Genomic DNA, 15,311 nt, shown 5'->3' with positions numbered 1-15,311 from the left:
GGGCAGCCGCCATCCGGATATCCATCGCCGTCACCTTCTGGGCCATGAACCATGCTGGTCCAGCCCTACTCAGGTGTCAGCGATGTCCCGAGACATACAACTGTCAGCGATGTCCCCGAACAGAACACGTCGCTCAGCGATCTCAAACACGCCGAAATCCGCTCTCGAGCGCACGCAGCAGCGTCAGCGTCGAGGCGAGGTCGTGCTCCTCCCCCGACGCCGCGAGGGCATCGCCGAGCAGCCTCGCCCAGATCGTACGAAGGCGCGCCAGGTTCTCCGCGGCGCGGCGGGTCGAGCGCAAGACGACCTGACGGCTGTCGGTCGGGTCAGCCGATCGGCTCACCAGCCCCTTGGCCTCGAGGTCGCGCAGCGCCCGACTCAGGTTGCTGCGTTGTAGGCCGGTTCCGGCAGCAACGGTGCCGGCGCTGACGTCGGGGTGATGGTCGATGTAGCGCAGCACCGTCACCTCGGTCGCCGACAGTTCGACGACATCGGGATCCGCCGCGGCCTGCGACCTGACCGCGCGCGCGACGGACATGACGACGTCGGCGAGATCCGCGAGTTGCTCGGCGCGGGGTTGGCGGGCTTGCACGAATCCACCATACCTGATAGTTATGTATTGATAATTATACTCTGATAACCACATCGGGAGATTCCATGACCTCCACCGTCGACGCGCCGGCACGCCGGACTGCGCCGCCGCAGATCACCGCCGGGCTGCTCGTCACGCTCGCGCTGCTGTCGGCCGTCGCTCCGTTCGCCACCGACCTCTACCTTCCCGCCTTCCCGCAGATGGTCGACGACCTGCACACGTCCCCGACGAATGTGCAACTGACACTCACCGCGTTCCTCCTCGGCCTGGCAGCAGGGCAGTTGGTGTTCGGGCCGCTCTCGGATCGCTACGGGCGGGTCAAGCCGCTGGTGTTCGGGGCCGCGGTGTGCGTGCTCGCCAGCGTGGTCGCCGTCGTCGCCCCCACGATCGAGGTGCTGGTCGCGGCCCGGCTCGCACAGGGGCTCACGGGTGCAGCGGGCATGGTGATCGGCCGGGCGATCATCTCGGACCTGGCCACCGGAAGAGCCGCGGCACGGGCGTTCAGCCTGATGATGATCGTCGGCGGCGTCGCCCCGATCGCCGCGCCGCTGGCAGGCGGCTTCCTGGTGCAACCGTTGGGCTGGCGCGGCGCGCTGGCAGTCATCCTGACCCTCGTCGTGGCCATGCTCGTCGCCGCGCTGGTCGTGATCCGCGAAACCCACACCGAGGAACGCCGCGCCACGCTGCGCGCGAACAGGGCCACCGAGGGCTCGCCGCTGCGGGATCTGGCCCGCCGCGAATACCTCGGCCATCTGGTCACATTCGGCTTCGCGTTCGCGGTGATGATGGGCTACATCTCGGCGTCGCCGTTCATCTACCAGACGATGATGGGCCTCAGCTCTGCGCAGTACGGGGCGATGTTCGGGGTCAACGCCTGCGGGCTGCTGCTGATGAGCGCGGTGAGTGCGCGGCTGGCCGCGCGCGTCGAGCCGCGCCGGTTGGCCGGCGTCGGCCTCGCGATCATCGTGACGGCCAGCATCGCGGTGCTGATGCTCGCTCTATCCGGCGTCCCCGCGGGCTGGCTCGCGTCGCCGCTCTTCTTCTCCGTCGCAGGCATGGGTCTGGTCTTCGGCAACACCACGGCGCTGGCGTTGTCCGCCGCGCCGAGGGCGGCAGGCACCGCGTCGGCGCTGCTCGGTGCCACACAGTTCGGGCTCGCCGCCGTGGTGTCGCCGCTCGTCGGCCTCGGCGGTGAGCACACCGCGACACCGCTGGGTATCGCGATGGTGTGCGCCGCAACGGTGGCCGTCCTGGGCTTCCTCAGCGCTTCTCCGGCGATTTCGGCGTGCTCATCGTCGCTGAGCGACGACGAACACGCCGAAATCGCGGGTGGATAACAACCCGGTCACCGCCCCGCGTGCCCCCGAGCTCTGCGCCCGCGTCGCGAATAGGTTCGCGCGCGTGATCTCTTTGGGCCAGCGGTTCCGGCGCATCGCCGTCGCGGCGCTGCTCGCCGCCACCGCACTGACCGTCACCCCGCAGGCGCACGCGTTCTCCCGCGAGGGCCTGCCCATCGAACAGCTCGATGTGCCGTCGCCGTCGATGGGCCGCACGATCCGCGTCGAATTCCAGGGCGGGGGCCCGCATTCGGTGCTGCTGCTCGACGGCCTACGCGCGCAGGACGACTTCAACGGCTGGGACATCAACACCGCCGCGTTCGAGTGGTTCCACGAGTCCGGGGTGTCGGTGATCATGCCGGTCGGCGGGCAGTCCAGCTTCTACGCCGACTGGTACCGCCCGGCCAAGAACCGCAACGGCGTCCTGACCTACAAGTGGGAGACATTCCTGACCAACGAGCTGCCGACGTGGCTCGCCGCCAACCGCGGGCAGGATCCGTTCGGCAATGCCGTTGTGGGCCTGTCGATGTCGGGCGGTGCGGCGTTGACGATGGCCGCCTATTACCCGCGTCAGTTCAAGTTCGCGGCTTCTCTGTCGGGCTATCTGGCGCCGTCGCAGAAGTTCTGGCCACCACTCATCGACATCGCGATGCAGGACGCGGGCGGTTTCGACTCCTTCGACATGTGGGGGCCGTCGGGCTCACCGGCCTGGAAGCGGGCCGATCCGATGCTCAACATCAACCGGCTCGTTGCCAACCGCACCGCGCTGTGGATCTACTGCGGCAACGGCGTCGCTTCCGACCTGGACACCGGCACGGATCTGGGCATCAACCTCAGTGCGGGCTCGTTGGAGACGATCACGATCGCGACGAACAAGGAGTTCCGCGATAAGTACATCGCCGCGGGCGGACGCAACGCGGTCTTCAACTTCCCGCCCAACGGCACCCACAGCTGGGGGTACTGGGGTGCGCAACTGCAGCAGATGAAACCCGACATCGTCCGGCTGCTGGCGCCACCGCCGCCTCCGCCGCCACCGGCTCCACTGCCTCTCCCCCCACAACCCCCGGCGGCACCGGCGCCGCGCTGATCACTTCAGGTGCGGGTCCAGCAGGGTCGACCACGCGTTGTCGAGCTGGTTCCATTCGTCGGCGCAGCCGTCGGCTCGGCCTTCCGGCAACTGGCCGGACGTCACGAGATCGGCACCGGCCTCAGGGTCCGCGCCGTAGATCCAGCACTGCAGGTTGAACATCCGCGTCTCGTCGAGTGAGTGCACATCCGCGAAGTCGGCAGCGCCGAGTTGCTCGCGTTCAGCGCCCGAGGCCTCGAAGGTGCTGGCGAAATCCTTGACAGCCTTGACGGATTCGGGATCGGGTTTGCCGTCGTCCCCTGGCTGCAGCAGGACGAACGCCGCGAGTTGATCGGCGACGTCTTCTTCCCGGCCGGTGATCGGCAGATCGTAGATGCTGATCGCCATGTGGCCGACCTCGTGGTAGAACGTCGCGTACTCGGAGTTGACGGCTGCCGCCGTCGGGTCGGGATCACCTAGCGCGGTGAACACCTTCTTGGCCGAATCCGCGTCCTCGTAACACAGCGTGATGCTTTCGGCTCTCGCGTCCCAGAACGCATTCGGCTCGTCACACTGGGCGCCGCGCAGGGTGATGTCGTGCGGCAGATACAGGGATTCGTTGATGTCGGCGGCGAGGTCGTCGAGCACCGTGTTGTCTTGGAGCAGCGCACGTCCGGCGGCCGCGTCGGGCGTCGTCGCGTCCTCGTAGGTGACGATCATCCGGCCGTCACCCGGTACGCCGTCTGTGCCGTCGGCATCCTCGTTCGTCTGCGGGTCCTGGGGCACACCCGAGGCTTTCGCAGCCGGAGGCGCCGATGACGGGGACGGGGACGGACTGCTGCTGCACCCCGCGACGAGTCCGACAGTCAACAACACGATCCCCCATACGCGCATGGTGCATACCGTCGCACACGGGCGCGCCCGCCGAGGCCGGTTACCGCAAACACCTCAGCCGGCGCGCACCAGTTCGAAGATCGGGATGATGCGGTCGGTCCGCTTCTCGTAGTCGCCGAATCCGGGCGCCTGCTCGACCACCCGTGGGTAGAGGCGGTCGCGTTCCTCGCGCGGTAGTTCACGGGCCCGCACCGGCCGCGGCGGATCGGAGCCGATCTCGACCTGTGCGTCCGGATGCGCCCGAATGTTGAACGCCCATGCGGGATCTGAGTCCCTTCCCGCCGCAGACCCGACGATGTAGATGGCATCGTCGAACTCGAAGTAGGCAACCGGGTTCACCCGTTGCTGACCACTCTTGGCGCCGGTCGAGGTCAACAGCAACAGCGGGAAGCCTTCGAACTGGCCGCCCACCTTGCCGCCGTTGGCCCGGAATTCGTCGATGTTGCGCTGATTGAAGTCGCGCTCTCCGCTCATCTCATCGGCCATGCCCCGATCTTATGGCGGCGCGCGCCGCGCCGGACGAGGATGGCGAGCATGGATCACGTCACTTTCATCCCGACCGCCGACCAGATGGCCTACACGTTCGGCGGCGCGGCGCCGGTCTTGAGGATCACGCCGCCGACGGTGCTGACGCTGTGGACCGAGGATGCCTACGGGGGCCGGATCACCAGCGCCGCGGATGTCGCGACCACCGCATTGGACACCGAGGATCTCAACCCGCAGACCGGGCCGTTCTGGATCGAGGGGGCCGAACCCGGTGACACTCTCGTCGTCCATCTCGTCGACCTGACGCCCGCGCGCACGTGGGGCGCGTCCACGCTGATTCCGTTCTTCGGCGGGCTGACCAGCGTTCCGGTCAGCCCGACGCTGCAGGACCCGCTGCCCGAACGCACCTACATCTACGAGTACGACTCCGCGGCCGACACTGTCGCATTCTCCGCGCACGGCAGCGACTTCGAGCTCGAGCTGCCGGCCAACCCGATGCTCGGCACGGTCGGAGTCGCACCCGCCCGCCGGGAGGTGCGGACGTCGCTGGTGCCCGACGTGTTCGGCGGCAACATGGACACCCCGGAGATGAGAGCGGGTGCGACCTGTTATCTGCGGGTCAACGTGCCCGGCGCCCTGTTCTCCCTCGGCGACGGCCATTACCGACAGGGCGAGGGCGAGTCGTGCGGCACCGCGGTCGAGGGTGCGATGAACGTGACCGCGATCGTCGGGCTGGTGAAAGGTGGTGGGCCGGCGTGGCCGCGGATCGAGTCCGACACGCATCTGATGTGTGTGGGCTCGGGTCGCCCGCTGGAGGAGGCGTGGCGGGCCGGCCAGGTGGAGATGATCACGTGGCTGGGTGAGCTGTACGGACTGGACCGTCTCGACGCCTACCAGCTGCTGACCCAGATCTCGCTCGCACCGATCGCCAACGTCGTCGACACGAACTACAGTTCGGTCACCAAGGTCGACAAGCGACTGCTGCCCGCTGCTGCCGCTTTCGGCGGCGTGCATCAGGAGATGCGTTCAGCGACAAGGGCATTCGGCACCATCACGTACTAGAGGAGGACGCGCATGGATCTCGGGCTGGCGGGAAAGCGCTTCGCGGTCACCGGCGGTACCCGCGGCATCGGCCGCGCGGTCGTGGAGGGTCTGCTCGCCGAGGGCGCCAGCGTCGCTTATTGCGCGCGGACACCGGAGGCTGTCGCCGACGCGCAGAAGGAACTGGGCTCGAACGCCAGAGGTTCCGCGGTCGACGTGGGCGATACGGCGGCGTTGACCGCGTGGGTGGATGCGACGGCCGAGGCGTTCGGTGGGCTCGACGGGGTGGTCGCGAATGTCAGCGCGCTGGCGATCCCGGAGTCACCGGAGAATTGGCGGACGACGTTCGAGGTCGACCTGATGGGCACGATCGGTCTCGTCGACGCGGCGCTGCCTCACCTGCTCGCCGGCGAATCCGGTTCCATCGTCACGATTTCCAGCGTGTCGGGTCGCGAGGTGGATTTCGCGGCCGGGCCGTACGGAACGATGAAGGCGGCGATCATCCACTACACCCAGGGCCTCGCCTACAAGCTGGCCGCCCAGGGCGTCCGCGCCAACACCGTCAGCCCGGGCAACACGTACTTCCCCGGCGGAGTGTGGCCGACGATCGAGACCGAGAACCCCGAATTGTTCGCCGAGGCGCTCGCGCTGAACCCGACCGGCCGGATGGCCACACCGCAGGAGGTGGCCAACGCGGTGGTGTTCCTGAGCAGCGCGGCAGCCAGCTTCATCACCGGCACCAATCTCGTGGTCGACGGAGCGCTGACGCGCGGCGTGCAGTTCTGAGCGCCCGTCACCCGAGTCCGCGCAACAGCACCGCCAGCCCGAACTCGAACGCGTCGTCGGCGCGCTGCGGTTTCGGCGAGCCGGTCTCCAGCGCGGCGGCCAGTTCCGGCCCGACTTCGGCGCGATGGCGCCACGGCTGGTCGGGGGCGGCGACATCGAGCGCGGAACCGAGCACGTAGGAGTCCACCAGCGTGATCGAGCGCAGGGTGTCGGCGGGATCGAAGCCGGCCCGGGTGAGCGTGGCCGCCAGCGCGTTGTACATCGTGATCGCCTGTGGGCTGTTCACCGCGTACTCGGTGAGCAGCGGGATCAGCTGGGGGTAGCGGGCGAAGCTGCGGCGGTAGGAGCGCGCGATGTCGGCGACCACGTCCCGCCACGGCCGCTCGGGATCGTCGACAGGCAGTTCGACATCCGACATCGCCCGTTCCCGTAGGAGTTCGACGACGTCGTCGCGGCCGCTGACATGGTTGTAGAGCGAGGACGGCTGCACCCTCAGCTTGCGTGCCAGGCCCGCGATGGTGAATCCGCCGGTGCTGACGACCAGCTCCAGGGCGGCCTCGGCGATGCGCTCGGTCGAGAGCAGAGGCGTCCGGGGTCGGCCCACGTTCGTGCTCCCCTCTTGCACGGTCGGGTGAGTCAGTTCACAATAAACGAACTTCATTCGTTTTAGGAGTCCGATGATCATTCTGGCAATCGCGTGAGCGCGACACTGTTCACCGGCGGCACGGTGTGGACGGGCGGCCATGCCCCCCAGGAGACCGACGCCGTCCTCGTCGTCGACGGCGCCGTCGCCGCCCTCGGCGACGACGCGCGAGCCCGCGCGGCCGAGGCGGAGACGGTCGATCTCGAGGGCGGCTTCCTGATGCCGTCCTTCGGCGACGGGCATGCCCATCCGCTCTACGGCGGCCTGGAAGCGGTCGGACCTGCCGTGCGGCCGTGCACCTCGGTCGACGAGATCGTGCTCGCCGTCAAGCAGTACGCCGAGGACAATCCCGACGAGGAGTGGATCGTCGGCGCCTCCTACGACGGCAGCCTCGCCCCCGGCGGGTTGTTCGATGCGCGGTGGCTCGACGCGGCCGTGCCCGATAGGCCAGTGGTGCTGCGCGCATGGGACTACCACACGGTGTGGTGCAACAGCGCCGCCCTGCAACGCGCGGGAATCACCGCCGACACCCCCGACCCGGCGCTCGGCGAGATCCCGCACCGCGAGGACGGATCCGTGCTCGGCACGCTGCGCGAGTGGGGCGCAACGGATCTCGTGATGAACGTGATGCCCGCCCGCGACGAGGAGCTCCGCATCGGGGCGCTCGGCACCGCTGCCGACTACTACCTCGCCCGCGGTGTGACGTGGGTGCAGGACGCCTGGGTCGAGCCGGCCGATGTCGCGACCTATGTCGAGGCGGCCCGCCGCGGCGCCCTGCGGATGCGGTTCAACCTGGCGCTCTACGGCGATCCTCGCCACTTCGACAGTCAGGTCGCCCAGTTCGCCGAGCAGCAGCGCATGGTGGCCGAGGCCGCGAACCCGTTGCTCACCGCCAACACCGTGAAGTTCTTCGCCGACGGAGTGGTGGAGAACGAGACGGGCGCTCTGCTACAGCCGTACTGCTCGGGCCTGCACTCCCACGAGAACCGCGGAATGCGGAACTGGGAGGGCGACTCGCTGGCCGAGGCCGCCCGCCGCGCCGACGAGCTCGGTCTGCAGATCCACATCCACGCGATCGGCGATGCGGCGGTGCGGCAGGCACTCGATGCCATCGAACACGTTGTGGCACAGAATGGTCCGCGTGATCGCCGGCCGGTGATCGCTCATTGCCAGCTCATCGACGATGCCGATCTGGCCCGGTTCGCCGCGCTCGGGGTGATTCCGAACATGCAGCCGCTGTGGGCACAGCTGGACGCGCTGATGACGGTCCTCACGGTGCCCCGGTTGGGCACCGAACGTGCGGACCGCCAGTACCCGATCCGCACGCTGGACACTTCCGGCGCACCGCTGGGTTTCGGCTCGGACTGGCCGGTGTCCTCCGGCGCGCCGCTGGACGGCATCGCCGTCGCCACATCGCGACGCACCTCCGGGGGTGAGCCGGAGGGCGGCTGGACGCCACACGAGATCCTGCCGGTGGAGCGGGCGCTGTCGGCGTATACCGCCGGCGTTGCGAATCAGGCGTTCGCCGATAACGATTGGGGCGTTATCGCCCCGGCGGCCAGCGCCGACCTGGTATGGCTGGATCGCGACCCACGGGCCGTGCCGCCGCTGGATCTCCCCGGTGTCGGTGTCCGCGCCACCTACCTGCGCGGCGCACCGGCCTACCGCGCCGAGAACGAAAGAGAGCTGACATGAGCACAGATTCGGGCGCGTTCCTCGCCGACCCCCATGAGGGTCATCTGAAACGGGCACTGGGCCTGCCGTCGCTGGTGCTGTTCGGTCTCGTGTACATGGTGCCGCTGACGGTGTTCACCACCTATGGAATCGTCACCGAGACCTCCGGCGGCCGGGTGCCGACGTCGTACGTGGTGACCACCATCGCGATGGTGTTCACGGCGCTGTCGTACGCCCGGATGGCCGGCGCGATCCCCGTCGCCGGTTCTGCCTACACGTACACGCAGCGCACCTTCGGCGCTCCTGTCGGCTTCCTCGCCGGTTGGTCGCTGCTGCTCGATTACCTGTTCCTGCCGATGCTGAACTACCTGGTGATCGGGCTGTATCTGAACGCCGCCGTCCCCGCGCTTCCCGCGTGGGTGATCGTGCTCGTCTCCATCGCGATCGTCACCGTGCTCAACATCGTCGGCATCGTGTCGGTGGCGCGGGCCAACTTCCTGATCATCGCGATCCAGGCGATTTTCATCGTGGTGTTCATCGCGCTGGCGCTGTCGAAGATCTCCGGCTACGGCACCGTCGATCTGATGGCACCCTTCACCGGCGACGGCAGCGCCGGCGGTATGAGCCCGGTCCTGGCCGGCGCCGCGATCCTGTGCCTGTCGTTCCTGGGCTTCGACGCCGTGTCGACACTGTCCGAGGAGGCGCGCGACGCCAAACGCACCGTGCCGCAAGCCATCATGATCGCCACAGTCGTCTCGGGCATCATCTTCATCGTGCTGTCGTACGTGTCGCAGCTGGTGTTCCCGTCCAACCAGTTCGCCGACGTCGACACCGGCTCGACCGACGTGATGCTCGCCGCGGGTGGGTCGTTCGCCAACATCTTCTTCACCGCCGCCTACGTCGCCGGTGCGCTCGGCTCGGCGCTGACCTCGCAGGCGTCGGTCGCGCGCATCCTGTTCGCGATGGGCCGCGACGGCATCCTGCCGCGCAAGGTGTTCGGACACGTGTCGGTGAAGTTCAGCACCCCGGTGTACGCGATCATCACGGTCAGCGTCATCTCACTGCTGGCGCTGGTGATCGATCTCGCGATCCTGGCGTCTGTGGTCAGCTTCGGCGCGCTGGTGGCGTTCTCGGTGGTCAACCTGTCGGTGATCAAGCACTACTTCGTCGATCAGCGCCAGCGCAACGTCGTGCTCAACGTGGTGCTGCCTGGCATCGGTTTCCTTCTGACGGTGTGGCTGTGGACGAGCCTGTCCGGCGAGGCCCTGACCATCGGGTTGATCTGGTTGGCCGTCGGCTTCGTCTGGCTGGCAGTGGTCACGCGTGGCTTCCGGCGGCCCACCCCGGTCCTCGATCTCGAGGAGACGGGCTCATTCGCCGAGAGCGACCGGGCGCACTGACTCCGCGCTGTACTGCGACCACGACCCCGGGAACAACGCGGCGTCCACTCCGGTCGAGGCGAGGGCGGCGACGACGACAGCCGCGGTGACCCCGGACCCGCAGTACACCGCGGGCCGTGCACCGACGGAGCCGAATTGTGAGGTCAGGTCGTGGCGTAGCGTCCCGTCCTCGGCGAGCAGGCTGGTGCTGGGGACGTTTCGCGCGCCCGGGATGTGACCGGCCACCGGGTCGACGGGTTCGGTGTCGCCGCGGAAGCGTTCGGGTGCGCGGGCATCGATCAGTACCGATGCCGCGGTCGCCTCGTCGGCCGTCACCGTCGGCAGCGCACCGGCGTACAGGTCGTCGTGGGCCACTATGACGTCCCCGGGCTCGACGGCCTCGGTGCCCGAACGCAGTTCACCACGCCAGGCGGCCAGACCGCCGTCGAGAATGCGGACGTCCGAGATGCCGGCCGCCGTCAGCACCCACCAGGCCCGCGCCGAGCCGGCCCGGTTCCAGTCGTCGTAGACCACCACCGGGACTCCGGTGCGCACCCCCCAGCGGCGCGCGGCCGCCTGCACCGAAGCACCTGACGGCAGCGGGTGCCTGCCCCGTCCGGTGACGCTGTGGTCGGACAGTTCCTCGTCGAGGGACACGTACACCGCGCCCGGCAGATGAGCGCGCTGATAGGCCGCGGTCCCATCCGGTTCGGGCAGCGACCACCGGACGTCGAGCAGCGTCACGGGTTCGGCGCGCTCGAGCATCCCGGCCAGTTCGTCGGCGGTGATGAAGACCTGGCTCATCGCTGCGCCGCCAGCGCCAGCACCTCGTCGGCCGACGGCGGGCTCGACGGGTGGAACGACAGGCACCACGGTTCGACGACGCGGTGGAACGACTCCCCCTCGGTGGCCACGTAGAAATTTCCTGCCCGCAGCCGGCTGATGTCGTCGACGAGTCCGCCCTTGGCCCTGGCCATTTCGCGGGCCGTCTCGATCTGCGCCGGCGCGTTGAGCAGTCCGTAGAACTGCGTGGCCGCGTTGCCGGGGATGTTCAGGTTGAGCCCCTTCGGCGCCTGCGTGGCGAACACCAGCCCCAGACCGTACTTGCGGGCCTGCGACGAGAGAGCCAGCGTGCTGCGCGTGCACGCGGTGAAACCCCGTGCGGGAGCGAAGTTCTGCGCCTCGTCCATGACGAGCAGACCGCCGAGTGGCCGGTCCCCGGCCGGGTTGCGTTTGATCCACGCGAACAGCGCCATCTGCAGTTGGTTGACGAAGCTCTGCCGCTGCTCGTCGGACGGCAGCCCGATCATGCTGATCACCGACACCCGCGCGCGGTAGCCGTCCGAGGGGGTCAGCAGGACCCCGGGGTCGACGGGGGTACCCGCGCCGCCGAACAACGGGTCGTTGACCATCGCGGCGCGCAGATTCTCGGAGAGGTTCGCGGCTATCTCGTGTGCGTCGGCCATGTTGCTGACGTCCTCGGGCAGGTCGGCCAGCAACCGGACGAACCCGGCCAGCGTCGGCTCGGCCTTCCTGCCGTAGTGCTGCAACGCTTCTCGCAGCACCGCTCGCGCGCGGGTGGCCTTCTGCGTCTTGCCGGTGATCAGTGCTTGAGGTTCCAGGGCCGAGCACGCCGCTTCGACGGCCTCGTAGAACTCGTCGTGGTCGTCGACGACACTGGCGAAGTCGGGCAGCGGTTGGAAGGACAGCGGGCGGCCGTTGGTGCGCCGCGGCGTCCAGACCGTGACCTCGGTGGAGCGCAGGTAGTCCTCGGCGCGGTCGTCGTCGGCGCGCTGCCAACCGTCGGGCTTCTGGGGCCATTCGGTCCCGAGCCGGGAGAGATCGTTGTTGGGGTCCAGCACGATCGAGGACACGCCGCGTAGCGCGCACTCCTCGACCAGCCGTCGGATCAGGACCGTCTTCCCCGAGCCCGATCCGGCGAAGACCGCGACGTGCTTGCGCAGCGCCGACATCGGGATCGTCACAGGTTCTCCGCTGTGCAGATCGCGACCGAGCGGCACCTCGTCGTCGGGGACGTCGACAGCGGGTGCCTCGTCCGCCGGCTCGGTCACAACATCACTGTCCGAAGCGAATTCGGGACCGTCTTCAGCCACACCGTCGCCGAGGGTCTCCGCGAGCAGCGTCATCCGGTGCGCAGGTCGGCGCGTCCGGAGCCACGCCGCCAGCCCGGGGTCGTCTTCGGTGAACAGGTCCCGCAGTGCGGCCATCGTGCGCACATCGTCCTCGGACACCGGCACGGTCGCGCCGCCCCATGCGTGGAACGCCGCGATCTCCTCGGCGGTCTTCTTCCCGGTGGGCCACGGCGTGTTACGGATCAGGTACAGCTGGCGCCGGCCCGCCCCCGGTCCGAAACCGGCTGCGGTGACGGCTTTTCGGACCCGACTGAGCGCGGCGCTGGCGTTGTCGGCCGCGACGGCGCGAAACGCCCAGTGCCGTTCGTCCTCGGTGGCGCTGTCCAGTGTCTCGCGCAGCCGAGCGTGCAGCGTGACATGCGTGCCGGGCGGCGGGTCGCAGGCGAAGGTCTGCTCGCCGTCGCGCTCGGCGATCCACGCCGTCAGCGCGGCGCCGAGCAGCTCGGGCATCGTGATGTCCTCACCGTCGGACGCGGTCGCCGCCGCGGGCACCGCGCGCCTGCGGTACTCGGCGAAGCGCCGATCGAGGACCGCGGACTCCTGACCGGAATCGTTGTCCGGCACCTGTTCCCACGTGACGTCATCACCCGCCAGGTGGTGCAGTTCGACGACGTCGCCGTGCTTGAGGCATTCGCGGACGTGGGTGTCGGCGCGGATCAGCAGCTGCCGCGGCGTGTAAGACGGCGCCTCGTCGAACGCCTCGGGCGCGATCGGCCAGCTGGGGTACGGCGGCGTGAACCCGACCGCGCGGTAGCTCGCGGTGAAGCGACGCTCGAGGATCGCGCGCCCGATGTCGGCGGTGGGCAGCGGCGTGAGCACGCCGGTGACCCGGAAGCGGTCGGCCACACTCGCTGTCGCGGTGTCCCGGATGTGTTCCCACACCGCGGGCAGGCACGCCACGACCGGCACGGTGCGCCGCATGGTCTGCCGCACCGCCATCAACCCGTGGGCGACCTGTTCGAGCACCCGATCGTCCCGGCGGTCGTCGGAGGCGGATTGACCTGTGGCAGCCAGTGATTGCGCGATCAGCGTGTCGATCTGGTCCACGGCCAGCACCGCCGGGCCCGCCAGCGCCACCAGCCGGGCGACGTCGCGCACACACTCCTGGGCCGAGCCCGGCGCCGCCCGCAGTCCCCAGGGTCCGCGCTCCTCAGCGGTGAATTCCTCACTGCCCTGCAGGAAGCCCTCGCCGATGTCGTGGGCCATGAAGTCGTTGGACGCCACCAGCACCAGCGCACGCAGCGCCTGATGGCATTGCCGCACCGTCTCTTTCGCCGACGGCTGCTTGGCCAGCGCCATCACGAAGCGGTACAGCGTCTCGGCGTCGAGGTCGTCGTCGCCGACCAGCGCGCGCCGGTCCGCGCGCGAGACATGCGCCAGCGATGCCAGCTCCCACAGCACGTCCTTGAGCTGGGTCTCCAGCCGATGTCCTGGCCTGCCGAGGCTCTCCAGCACGCCGCTGCGCACCGATTCCCAGAAGCTGGCCGCGTCGAGCAGTTCGACGACGAAGAAGAAACCGCCGTCAGCCTGCACGCGTTCCCGGATCTGGCCCAGCAGATGGGTCTTGCCGGAGCCGGCGGGCCCGCGGATCACGACGCCCAGCGGCGACGATTCGGGATCGGCACGGGCGTCGCCGAAGGCCGCCATCACGTCGTCGACCGCGGCGTCGTTGAGCCCGCTGACATGAGTGGCGGCCTGCGGGCGCCACAGGTCGTCGCTGGTCGGCGCCCAGGTGAGGCGCAGCGCGGTCAGCGCTTCCCGCTGCGAAACGTCCATCAGGCCTCGATCGCGATCAGGTGTTTGGGCCGGTCACCGATGAGAACGGCGGCGGCGCGGTCCTCGTCGGTCAGCTGTTTCTGGTTCTCCTCGGGGATCACGCTCACCCCGGGGGTGCGATGCAGCGTGGTCAGCGCGGCGTCGACGGCGTCGCGTGGCACGTCGAGCTCGGCGCGCAGCCGGCGCAGCGGCACCCAGCCACCCGGCCGTGGCGCCAACTCGGTATAGACCGCGCGGATACGGTCCTCGACGGTGGGCGCATCCGGGGGCGGGGCCGTCTCGCCGAACACGTCGGCCAGGCTCAGGTGCGCGGTCTCGAGGTAGCGTCCCAACCCCGCGAGGATCGTCTGCAGCGCCTTCGCCGGACCGGTGGCCCGCGCAGGTGGCGGCGCGTCGAGCAGTTCGCGGCACATGCGCCAGCCCCGGTCGGTCAGCTCGTGGACGTACCGGTTGCCGACGCGCGCGGAATCGATCAACGCCAACCGGTTCAGTTTTTCGCGGCCCGGTTTGTCCAGCGCGGGGCCCAGGGCCGCCAGCTCGGAGTTCGGCACGGGCCGGGCCCGCGCCATCAGTACCAGCAGCACTGCGCGTTCGGTGCCCGTCAGCTCCCCCGGCGTTGCAGTCACCCTGCCAACTTAACGGGCTACGGCAGGATGGCTCTCGGCATGGTTGACCCCGAAGGCACCCCGGAGACGTCGCGACGCCGCCACATCGTGCGGCTTGCGCTGTTCGTCGCGGTCTTGGGCGTGTTGTTCTACCTGACCGCGATACGCCAGGTCATCGACGTCGCCGAGGTGCGCACGTTCATCGAGTCGGCCGGCCCGCTGGCGCCGCTGGTCTACGTCGCGGTGTCTTCGGTCCTGGGCGCGGTGCTGGTGCCCGGGCCGCTGCTGGCCGGCGGCAGCGGTTTCCTGTTCGGACCGGTGCTGGGCACGTTCGTCACGTTGGGCGCCACTGTCGGCTCGGCGGTGTTGACGTCGGTGGCGGGGCGGCGCGCCGGCCGGGACAGTGCCCACGCGCTGCTGGGTCCGGAGCGCTCCGCGAGGGTGGACGCGCTGATCCGCCGTGGCGGGCTGTGGGCCGTGGTCGGGCAACGCTTCGTGCCGGGCATCAACGACGCGCTGGCGTCCTACACGTTCGGCGCCTTCGGGGTCCCGGTGTGGCAGATGGCGGCCGGCGCAGTGATCGGTTCGGCGCCCAAGGCGTTCGCCTACACGGCGCTGGGCTCGACGCTCGGCTCGTTCTCGGCGCCGCTGCTGATCGCGGCGATCGTGGTGTGGTGCCTGACGGCAGGCGCCGGAGCGTATGCCGCCCATCGTGGGTGGCGGGCGTGGCGGTCGAAGCCGCCCCCCACCCCCGCGGAATAGACGGTATGGGGAGGCTGGGGCCTCACCACATGTGAACGTGGGTTGCCGTCAGGAATTGGGTCCTGGCCGGTAGAGCCACAACTGTGGGAGGCCCCAGTGAAGATTCAGCGTACGAGT

General features: G+C 69.1%; 14 protein-coding genes. 7 read left to right on the top strand and 7 right to left on the bottom strand.

The window, feature by feature from the left end; all coding sequences use genetic code 11:
* Positions 1-142: 142 nt before the first annotated feature.
* Positions 143-592 (bottom strand): MarR family winged helix-turn-helix transcriptional regulator, encoded by a 450-nt coding sequence (locus DMB80_RS26795; protein ID WP_162938726.1) that lies wholly within the window; start codon positions 590-592, stop codon positions 143-145.
* A 65-nt stretch (positions 593-657) separates the two neighbouring features.
* Here DMB80_RS26795 and DMB80_RS26790 point away from each other — a divergent pair, with 65 nt between their 5' ends.
* Positions 658-1,929, top strand: coding sequence for a multidrug effflux MFS transporter (locus DMB80_RS26790; protein WP_111512600.1), 1,272 nt, complete (start codon positions 658-660; stop codon positions 1,927-1,929).
* 73 nt (positions 1,930-2,002) lie between these two features.
* Positions 2,003-3,016, top strand: coding sequence for an esterase family protein (locus DMB80_RS26785; protein ID WP_111512606.1), 1,014 nt, complete (start codon positions 2,003-2,005; stop codon positions 3,014-3,016).
* Here DMB80_RS26785 and DMB80_RS26780 read toward each other — a convergent pair whose 3' ends face one another.
* Together DMB80_RS26780 and DMB80_RS26775 are read right to left on the bottom strand one after the other, a co-directional pair.
* Entirely contained in the window at positions 3,017-3,889 is an 873-nt protein-coding gene (locus DMB80_RS26780) for a DUF4344 domain-containing metallopeptidase (protein ID WP_111512599.1), read from the bottom strand.
* A 54-nt stretch (positions 3,890-3,943) separates the two neighbouring features.
* Complete coding sequence (locus tag DMB80_RS26775; RefSeq protein WP_240431408.1) at positions 3,944-4,375, bottom strand: nitroreductase family deazaflavin-dependent oxidoreductase; 432 nt, start codon at positions 4,373-4,375, stop codon at positions 3,944-3,946.
* Between the two features lie 48 nt (positions 4,376-4,423).
* On the opposite strand from DMB80_RS26775, the gene DMB80_RS26770 reads away from it, so the two are divergent.
* Positions 4,424-5,437, top strand: a complete 1,014-nt coding sequence (locus tag DMB80_RS26770) for an acetamidase/formamidase family protein (protein ID WP_111512604.1) — start codon at positions 4,424-4,426, stop codon at positions 5,435-5,437.
* Positions 5,438-5,449: 12 nt separating this feature from the next.
* On the top strand, positions 5,450-6,202 hold the full coding sequence (locus DMB80_RS26765) for an SDR family NAD(P)-dependent oxidoreductase (protein WP_111512598.1): 753 nt from the start codon (positions 5,450-5,452) through the stop codon (positions 6,200-6,202).
* A 7-nt stretch (positions 6,203-6,209) separates the two neighbouring features.
* Here DMB80_RS26765 and DMB80_RS26760 read toward each other — a convergent pair whose 3' ends face one another.
* Positions 6,210-6,806: a TetR/AcrR family transcriptional regulator gene (locus DMB80_RS26760; protein ID WP_111512603.1), complete on the bottom strand. Its 597-nt coding sequence runs from the start codon at positions 6,804-6,806 to the stop codon at positions 6,210-6,212.
* 93 nt (positions 6,807-6,899) lie between these two features.
* On the opposite strand from DMB80_RS26760, the gene DMB80_RS26755 reads away from it, so the two are divergent.
* Both DMB80_RS26755 and DMB80_RS26750 read left to right on the top strand, forming a co-directional pair.
* On the top strand, positions 6,900-8,540 hold the full coding sequence (locus DMB80_RS26755; RefSeq protein WP_111512597.1) for an amidohydrolase: 1,641 nt from the start codon (positions 6,900-6,902) through the stop codon (positions 8,538-8,540).
* Positions 8,537-9,919 carry an APC family permease gene (locus DMB80_RS26750; RefSeq protein ID WP_111512596.1) on the top strand — a complete coding sequence of 461 codons (1,383 nt, stop codon included), beginning with the start codon at positions 8,537-8,539 and terminating at the stop codon, positions 9,917-9,919. The genes DMB80_RS26755 and DMB80_RS26750 overlap by 4 nt, the downstream gene beginning before the upstream one ends.
* On the opposite strand, the gene DMB80_RS26745 is transcribed toward DMB80_RS26750, so the two are convergent.
* From DMB80_RS26745 to DMB80_RS26735, 3 genes are read right to left on the bottom strand one after another with little or no spacing between them, the layout of a single operon-like run.
* Positions 9,890-10,702: a sulfurtransferase gene (locus tag DMB80_RS26745; RefSeq protein ID WP_111512595.1), complete on the bottom strand. Its 813-nt coding sequence runs from the start codon at positions 10,700-10,702 to the stop codon at positions 9,890-9,892. The genes DMB80_RS26750 and DMB80_RS26745 overlap by 30 nt on opposite strands.
* Complete coding sequence (locus DMB80_RS26740; protein ID WP_111512594.1) at positions 10,699-13,827, bottom strand: helicase HerA domain-containing protein; 3,129 nt, start codon at positions 13,825-13,827, stop codon at positions 10,699-10,701. The genes DMB80_RS26745 and DMB80_RS26740 overlap by 4 nt, the downstream gene beginning before the upstream one ends.
* Positions 13,827-14,453 carry a hypothetical protein gene (locus DMB80_RS26735; protein ID WP_111512593.1) on the bottom strand — a complete coding sequence of 209 codons (627 nt, stop codon included), beginning with the start codon at positions 14,451-14,453 and terminating at the stop codon, positions 13,827-13,829. The genes DMB80_RS26740 and DMB80_RS26735 overlap by 1 nt, the downstream gene beginning before the upstream one ends.
* 39 nt (positions 14,454-14,492) lie before the next feature.
* On the opposite strand from DMB80_RS26735, the gene DMB80_RS26730 reads away from it, so the two are divergent.
* Positions 14,493-15,194, top strand: a complete 702-nt coding sequence (locus tag DMB80_RS26730; protein WP_111512602.1) for a TVP38/TMEM64 family protein — start codon at positions 14,493-14,495, stop codon at positions 15,192-15,194.
* The last annotated feature ends 117 nt before the right edge of the window (positions 15,195-15,311 follow it).

It is taken from the genome of Mycobacterium kyogaense (assembly GCF_003254575.1).
Taxonomy (GTDB): domain Bacteria; phylum Actinomycetota; class Actinomycetes; order Mycobacteriales; family Mycobacteriaceae; genus Mycobacterium; species Mycobacterium kyogaense.
This window is presented reverse-complemented; position numbering and strand designations above follow the sequence as displayed.

Bases quoted from the DNA above. Each gene is read 5' to 3' on its own strand.
- DMB80_RS26790 (WP_111512600.1), top strand. From the start codon at position 658: ATGACCTCCACCGTCGACGCGCCGGCACGCCGGACTGCGCCGCCGCAG.
- DMB80_RS26780 (WP_111512599.1), bottom strand. From the start codon at position 3,889: ATGCGCGTATGGGGGATCGTGTTGTTGACTGTCGGACTCGTCGCGGGG.
- DMB80_RS26775 (WP_240431408.1), bottom strand. From the start codon at position 4,375: ATGGCCGATGAGATGAGCGGAGAGCGCGACTTCAATCAGCGCAACATC.
- DMB80_RS26770 (WP_111512604.1), top strand. From the start codon at position 4,424: ATGGATCACGTCACTTTCATCCCGACCGCCGACCAGATGGCCTACACG.
- DMB80_RS26765 (WP_111512598.1), top strand. From the start codon at position 5,450: ATGGATCTCGGGCTGGCGGGAAAGCGCTTCGCGGTCACCGGCGGTACC.
- DMB80_RS26750 (WP_111512596.1), top strand. From the start codon at position 8,537: ATGAGCACAGATTCGGGCGCGTTCCTCGCCGACCCCCATGAGGGTCAT.
- DMB80_RS26745 (WP_111512595.1), bottom strand. From the start codon at position 10,702: ATGAGCCAGGTCTTCATCACCGCCGACGAACTGGCCGGGATGCTCGAG.
- DMB80_RS26740 (WP_111512594.1), bottom strand. From the start codon at position 13,827: ATGGACGTTTCGCAGCGGGAAGCGCTGACCGCGCTGCGCCTCACCTGG.
- DMB80_RS26730 (WP_111512602.1), top strand. From the start codon at position 14,493: ATGGTTGACCCCGAAGGCACCCCGGAGACGTCGCGACGCCGCCACATC.